Source organism: Halomonas gemina, assembly GCF_023554995.1.
GTDB classification, from domain to species: domain Bacteria; phylum Pseudomonadota; class Gammaproteobacteria; order Pseudomonadales; family Halomonadaceae; genus Halomonas; species Halomonas gemina.
The window spans coordinates 1-6,991 of the sequence record NZ_JAMJPK010000015.1; the positions used below are offsets into that span (position 1 = coordinate 1).

The window sequence follows — 6,991 nt, forward strand, 5'->3', positions numbered from 1 at the left end:
TCGATTGTTAAAGAGCGGCTCCGATCTCGATGAAGGGAGCGTCTCGCTTGCTGGCGTGGCCGGCTCTATCGAGCGGCGGTCTCGTCAGCGCCCTGCGAGGAAGGCGTATTCTACGTGATCGGCTGTCTGTGTCAACCCTGCGAGGCGCGCCGTGGCACCCTGCGGTTGATCGACAGGCCATCGAGATGGCGACCGATCGAGAGGCAATATTCTACCGAATCTGGCGTTTCCGTCAAGCGGGAATTTCGTCAACTTGCTCGAAAAACCCAAACCGAAACAACCACTTCTGCCTCTCATCACCGCCTGCAACGTTGCCCGTCGCCGGCAGCGGATGCGTACTTTACGGATTCTCCCGGGGCCACGCAAGACCCGCGGGAAGAAAAATGTCACGGCGATGATCGGCGCGTGAACATGCCATGACGGCTCGCCCTCCTCGCCCCCTATCCACAGCCTCTTGCAGCCCACCGCCTGTGGATGAAACACCCCGCGGGCAGAAACAAAGACGCCCGCACGTGGCGGGCGTTTGCGGTCATCGATGGGGTGCCTGGCTCAGTGGCCGGACGGCGAGTGCTTCAGCTTGCGCATCACGGCCATCACTGGGCCGGAGAGCACATAGGCGCCGAACAGCAGCAGCAGCATCACCGAGGGCTCGATGGAGATCACCACGAAGCCCAGCACAATGGCCAGCAGGAAGACGAAGGGCACCGGCCCCTTGAGGTCCACGTCCTTGAAACTGTAGTAGCGGATATTGCTGACCATCAGCACCCCCGCAGCACCCACCACGAAGAGCATCAGCAGCTTGAAGCCGAAGGCATCGGCATCGAAGCTGTGGAAGGTCCAGACACTGGCCGCGACCAGGGCCGCCGCAGAGGGGCTGGGCAGGCCGATGAACCACTTCTTGTCGACGCTGCCGATCTGCACGTTGAAGCGCGCCAGCCGCAGCGCGGCACAGGCCACATAGAGGAAGGCCACCACCCAGCCGGTCTTGCCGATGTCCTGCAGGATCCAGGTAAAGGCCACCAACGCCGGCGCCATCCCGAACGAGAGCATGTCGGAGAGGCTATCGTACTCCGCGCCGAAGTCGCTCTGGGTATTGGTCAGGCGGGCCACTCGACCGTCCAGGCCATCCAGCACCATGGCGATGAAGATCGCCACCGCCGCCGCGGTAAAGTCGCCGTTGATGCCCGCCACTACGGCGAAGAAGCCGGCAAAAAGGGCGGAGGTGGTGAACAGGTTGGGCAGCAGATAGATGCCCTTGCGCCGCACCTTCTTGCCGTCTTCCACCGACTCCTCGATCACTTCCGTCTCGCGCACGAAGGTTGCCGCCAGATCCTCCTCCGCGGGAGGCACCTGATCGGCGGCTGCCTGGCTGTCCGGCTCGGCACCGGTCTGCGACACATCATGCTCGGTATTGCGGGAATCCTGACTCATGCGCTTCGTCCATTGCCGAAATGAGGTCGCCCTGGGGCGATGGAGTCATTCTACACGACGCCCGCTTCGCCCCCACAACGCCGCAACCCACCACGGCCCACCACCACTGAAAAGGGCGCGGAAACCCGCGCCCTCGCATCAGCCGGAACGGATCGCGGGGATCAGTTCTTGGACTTGTCGACCAGCTGGTTGGCGGCGATCCACGGCATCATGCCGCGCAGCTTGGCACCCACGGTCTCGATCTCGTGTTCGGCCGTCAGGCGACGACGCGCAGTCATCGAGGGGTAGTTGCTGTTGCCCTCGTTGATGAACATCTTGGCGTACTCGCCGGTCTGGATGCGCTTGAGCGCATTGCGCATGGCCGCACGAGACTGTTCATTGATCACTTCAGGGCCAGTCACGTACTCGCCATACTCCGCGTTGTTGGAGATGGAGTAGTTCATGTTAGCGATGCCGCCCTCGTACATCAGGTCGACGATCAGCTTGAGCTCGTGCAGGCACTCGAAGTAGGCCATCTCCGGGGCATAACCCGCCTCGGTGAGAGTTTCGAAGGCTGCCTTGACCAGCTCCACGGTACCGCCACACAGCACGGCCTGCTCGCCGAACAGGTCGGTCTCGGTCTCGTCCTTGAAGGTGGTCTCGATGATGCCGCTGCGACCGCCGCCGATGGCTGCCGCGTAGGAGAGCGACAGCTCCTTGGCGTTACCGGTAGCGTCCTGGTGGATGGCGATCAGATCCGGGATGCCGCCGCCACGCACGAACTCGGAGCGCACGGTGTGACCCGGGGCCTTGGGCGCGATCATCACCACGTCCAGATCCTTGCGCGGCTCGATCTGGTTGTAATGGATGTTGAAGCCGTGGGCGAAGGCAAGGGTGGCGCCCTGCGCCAGGTTCGGCGCGACCTGGGTCTCGTAGATCACCTTCTGGTTCTCGTCCGGCGCCAGGATCATCACCACGTCGGCGTTCTTGCTGGCTTCCTCGACGGAGGCGACCTTGAGGCCGGCGGCCTCGGCCTTGGCCACGGAGGAGGAGCCTTCGCGCAAGGCGACGGTGACGTCGACCCCGGACTCCTTGAGGTTGTTGGCGTGGGCATGACCCTGTGAGCCGTAGCCCACGATGGCCACCTTCTTGCCCTGGATGAGGGAGAGGTCGCAATCCTTGTCGTAGTAGACGCGCATATGAGTGCTCCTGAAGCAAAAGTGTGGAATCGAGGTCAGCGTTGATGGCCACCCGCGCCGTCTGTCGCGGCGCTGGGATTCGTTGCAGCCGATGGAGTCACCTTACGCCAGCCCTCGTGTTGCGTAAAACGCGATATTTGCAATGTCACATCCCGAAATATGAAATAATGGCGGCATGGACATGCGCCCCCTCAAGCACTTCCTCGCCCTGGCCGAGACCCTGCACTTCGGCCGCGCCAGCGAGGCGTGTCACGTCAGCCCGTCGACGCTCTCGCGCACCATCCGCCAGCTCGAGGAGAGCCTGGGCGTGCGCCTCTTCGAGCGGGACAACCGCCACGTGGTGCTCACCCGCCAGGGCCGCAGCTTCCAGGCCTATGCCCGCGACGCCCTGGAGGAGTGGGAACGGCTGCGCCAGTCGCTGATGAGCGAGGCGCGCACCCTCACCGGCGAGATCAGCATCTACTGCTCGGTGACCGCCAGCTACAGCTTCCTCTATGAACTGCTCAGCGAGTTCCGCACCCGTCACCCGGGCATCGAGCTCAAGCTGCACACCGGCGACCCGGCCCAGTCCCTGCCCCGGGTGCTGGCCGGCAACGAGGACATGGCGATCACCCCGCGGCCGCGCCAGGCCCCAGACGCCCTGGCCTTCAAGTCGCTGACCCGCTCGCCGCTGGTATTCATCGCCCCCCACGAGGCCCATGACTGGAACCCCACCACGCCCGAGTCGCCCTCCGCCGAACAGTGGCGCGAGGTGCCGATGATCCTCTCCGAGGCCGGCCTGTCACGCCAGTACAGCGATACCTGGTTCCGGGCGCTGGGCGTGACGCCGCGGATCTATGCCCAGGTGGCGGGCCACGAGGCCATCGTCAGCATGGTGGGGCTGGGGTTCGGCGTCGGCGTGGTGCCGCGCATCGTGCTCGATACCAGCCCCCTGGCGGAGCGGGTCAGGATCCTGCCGGTCAAGCCGGAGCTGCCCCACTACGACGTCGGGCTCTGCGTACTCGAGCGGCGACTGAAGAGCCCGCTGATCGCAGCACTCTGGGACGAGGTCGCGGAGCGCTGAACCACCGCCCCTGACGCACGAAGGCCGTCCCGAAGGGCGGCCTGAAGAATGCAACGTCTGCGATATCGCGCAAAGATTTACGTCACGAGCGAAGATAGGTCGGCCGCCGCCGGAGCGGAGCAACCGGAGTTGACTGGCAGCTCAATGAGGGTTGTGACGGTTCGACGCCTCGACACCGCCGGCGGCCGAGATATCGAGCGCAGTAGTAAATCAAAGGGACAGCACCTTGTCCCCGCGGGCAATACCGGATACCCCGGTGCGCGCCACCTCGAGGATGCCCACCGGCGCCATGGCCTGCAGGAAGGCATCCAGCTTGCCGGCGTAGCCGGTGATCTGCACCGTGTAGAGGCTCGGCGTCACGTCGACGACCTGCGCGCGGAAGATGTCCACGGTGCGCTTCACCTCGTCGCGAGCCGCACCCAGCGCCTTGACCTTGACCAGCATCAGCTCACGCTCGATGTGGTTGCCCTCGGTCAGGTCCACCAGCTTGACCACGTCGATCAGCTTGTTGAGGTGCTTGGTGATCTGTTCGATCACCCGGTCATCCCCGACGGTGGTCACCGTGAGCCGCGACAGGCTCGGGTCCTCGGTAGGCGCCACGTTCAGCGTTTCGATGTTGAAGTTGCGCTGGGAGAACAGCCCCACCACGCGTGACAGGGCGCCCGGTTCGTTTTCCATCAGAATCGAGATGATATGGCGCATCAGGTCCGCTCCGTCTTGGAAAGCAGCATGTCACGCATGGAGCCCAGGGGCACCTGCATCGGATAGACGTGCTCGTGCGGGTCGACGATAACGTCGAGGAACACCAGCTCGTGCGTGTCGGCAAAGGCGCGTTCCAGTGCCGGCTCGAGGTCCGCCAGTGTCTCCACCCGCAGCGCGGTGAAGCCATAAGACCCGATCAACTGCTGGAAGTCGGGCAGCGACTCCATGTAGGAGTGCGCATGGCGGGACTTGTAGTTGAGGTCCTGCCACTGGCGCACCATCCCCAGCGAGGCATTGTTAAGGTTGACGATCTTCACGCCACCGCCGAACTGCTTACAGGTCGAGAGCTCCTGCATCATCATCTGGAAGCTGCCCTCGCCGGTGACGCAGATCACCTGCTCCTCCGGGAAGTTGTGCTTGATGCCCATGGCCGCCGGGAAGCCGAAGCCCATGGTGCCGAGCCCCCCGGAGGTGATGAAGCGGTTGGGCTTGTCGAACTTGTAGTACTGGGCCGCGAACATCTGGTGCTGACCCACGTCGGTGGTCACGTAGGCCTCGCCGCGGGTCACCCGGCACAGCGCCTCGATCACCTCCTGGGGCTTGATCGGCTCGCCGGGCCGGGAGGGCTCGTAGAGCTTGTCGCGGCGCTCCTCGCGCCAGCCGTCGATCTGCTTCCACCAGTCGGCCAGGGCCTCGGGATTGGCGATCTCCTTGCCCTGCACCATGCTGATCATCTCGTTGATCACGCTGCCGGCCGGGCCGACGATGGGCACGTCTGCCCGCACCGTCTTGGAGACCGAGCTCGGGTCGATGTCCACATGGATGATCTTGGCGGTCGGGCAGAACTTCGAGGTGTTGTTGGTGACGCGGTCGTCGAAGCGCGCGCCGATGGCGATGATCAGGTCGGCATGGTGCATGGCCATGTTCGACTCGTAGGAGCCGTGCATGCCCAGCCAGCCCAGGCACTGGCGATCGCTCTGCGGGTAGGAGCCGATGCCCATCAGGGTGGTGGTGATGGGATAGCCCAGCCGCTGGACCAGGTCGGTCAGCCCCTCGCTGGCGTGGCCGGTGACCACGCCCCCGCCGGTGTAGAAGACCGGGCGCCGGGCCTTGAGCATCAGCTCCACGGCCTTCTTGATCTGGCCGGTATGGCCGCGAGTGACCGGGTTGTACGAGCGCATCTTCACCTTCTTCGGGTAGACGTACTCGTAGCGCTCGGTGGGCGCGGTCATGTCCTTGGGAATGTCCACCACCACCGGGCCGGGCCGCCCGGTCGCGGCCAGGTGGTAGGCCTTCTTGAGGACTTCCGGAATCTCGGTCGGGTGGCGGATCGAGAAGCTGTGCTTCACGATCGGCCGGGTCACGCCGATGATGTCGGTCTCCTGGAAGGCATCGTCACCGATCAGGTGGCTCATCACCTGGCCACACAGCACCACCATGGGGATCGAGTCCATGTAGGCGGTGGCGATGCCGGTGACGGCGTTGGTCGCCCCGGGGCCGGAGGTCACCAGGACGGTGCCGGGCTTGCCGGAGGCCCGGGCATAGCCGTCGGCGGCGTGGGTGGCCGCCTGCTCGTGGCGTACCAGGATGTGCTTGACCTTGTCCTGGCGGAACAGCGCATCGTAGATGTGCAGCGCCGCTCCCCCGGGATACCCATAGATATATTCGACGCCCTCGTCCTGGAGGAAGCGGGCAATCATGTCTGCGCCGGAAAGCAGTTCCACAGATGTATCTCCCCTGGAGGTCTCGAGTGCGATCCGTGCCCGACGTGGGGGGCACGAAGTCGAGTGCGGCGGTATGCCGCTGCCGGCCGTGCCGGCACCTGATGCCAAACCCTGGCAAATAGCCCTGTTGGGGCCTGCACTCTGGTCACGGCGGATTGCCGCGTCGGGGGCGTTGGCCGACCCGGGCGGTTGGCCCGGATTCGGAAGTCCTTCGGCGGGTAGAGGCGCTCGGCCTACCCTTCGCGCGGGAATGGGGGGTTGCCCGCTGGAGTCCGCGCCCGTATCAGGAAGGGTCAAGATTCCATCAGCACCGTGGAAGTGTCAACCGCGGAAACAGCGTGGGTAGCCCATGGCGGGTGATTCGGCAAGTGGAAGATAGCCCACGGCCCCCATGTAAAGAAGGCCTTCGTCGCTTCATGCAGAGCTGGCTTGTTTCGTGGACATCAAGGGGCTTTCAGACTCGGTAAGATGATGCACAACCTGAGAGTTTCCTGCCTTCAAACGCTGCGCCGCCAATCCGGGGCTCAACTATGGAACTGCCAGGCCTCTTCCAGGCGCTGGTAGAAGGGCCTTTCATCGGGCCACAGCTCCGCCACCCGGATGCTCGGCGAGAGCCTGGCTTGGTCGGGTGCCCGTTTGTCATTGCTGCGAACGACAGCCCAGCGTAGTCGCTCAGCGATTTCTCGTGCCGCCTCGAGATTGCCCCCCATCAACAGGGCGGTGATTTCGGTGGCGCGATAGCGACCGGTCAGGTCGGCCGCCTCGGCGTAAGCGGCCGGTGAACACACCTTACGCGGGAGGCCCTGGCCGGCCACATTAGGTGCCCATCTATTAATAAGTGGGCACCTATCCATGACGTCCCCAAGTACCGAACGTGAGATCCGTCGTCGCCG

The 6,991-nt window shown here is 64.4% G+C and carries 6 protein-coding genes; 1 reads left to right on the top strand and 5 read right to left on the bottom strand.

Annotated features, from left to right (window positions below; translation table 11 throughout):
- Window positions 1-549: 549 nt before the first annotated feature.
- Both pssA and ilvC read right to left on the bottom strand, forming a co-directional pair.
- A complete protein-coding gene (pssA, locus tag M8009_RS18770) occupies window positions 550-1,431 on the bottom strand; it encodes a CDP-diacylglycerol--serine O-phosphatidyltransferase (RefSeq protein WP_250063995.1) in 882 nt (293 codons plus the stop codon).
- Window positions 1,432-1,592: 161 nt separating this feature from the next.
- Window positions 1,593-2,609: a ketol-acid reductoisomerase gene (gene ilvC / locus M8009_RS18775; RefSeq protein WP_250063997.1), complete on the bottom strand. Its 1,017-nt coding sequence runs from the start codon at window positions 2,607-2,609 to the stop codon at window positions 1,593-1,595.
- 175 nt (window positions 2,610-2,784) lie between these two features.
- On the opposite strand from ilvC, the gene ilvY reads away from it, so the two are divergent.
- The gene (gene ilvY, locus M8009_RS18780) at window positions 2,785-3,672 is read left to right on the top strand and encodes an HTH-type transcriptional activator IlvY (protein ID WP_250064000.1); all 888 of its coding nucleotides are present in this window, start codon (window positions 2,785-2,787) and stop codon (window positions 3,670-3,672) included.
- Window positions 3,673-3,882: 210 nt separating this feature from the next.
- Here ilvY and ilvN read toward each other — a convergent pair whose 3' ends face one another.
- From ilvN to M8009_RS18795, 3 genes are all read right to left on the bottom strand, one after another.
- A complete protein-coding gene (gene ilvN / locus M8009_RS18785; protein WP_250064002.1) occupies window positions 3,883-4,374 on the bottom strand; it encodes an acetolactate synthase small subunit in 492 nt (163 codons plus the stop codon).
- Window positions 4,374-6,098, bottom strand: coding sequence for an acetolactate synthase 3 large subunit (locus M8009_RS18790; protein ID WP_250064004.1), 1,725 nt, complete (start codon window positions 6,096-6,098; stop codon window positions 4,374-4,376). The genes ilvN and M8009_RS18790 overlap by 1 nt, the downstream gene beginning before the upstream one ends.
- Window positions 6,099-6,622: 524 nt before the next feature.
- The coding region (locus M8009_RS18795) for a nucleotidyl cyclase domain-containing protein (protein WP_250064006.1) at window positions 6,623-6,991 on the bottom strand (369 nt) is incomplete at its 5' end.

Coding starts and splice junctions, on each gene's coding strand:
- pssA (WP_250063995.1), bottom strand. CDS start 1,431: ATGAGTCAGGATTCCCGCAATACCGAGCATGATGTGTCGCAGACCGGT.
- ilvC (WP_250063997.1), bottom strand. CDS start 2,609: ATGCGCGTCTACTACGACAAGGATTGCGACCTCTCCCTCATCCAGGGC.
- ilvY (WP_250064000.1), top strand. CDS start 2,785: ATGGACATGCGCCCCCTCAAGCACTTCCTCGCCCTGGCCGAGACCCTG.
- ilvN (WP_250064002.1), bottom strand. CDS start 4,374: ATGCGCCATATCATCTCGATTCTGATGGAAAACGAACCGGGCGCCCTG.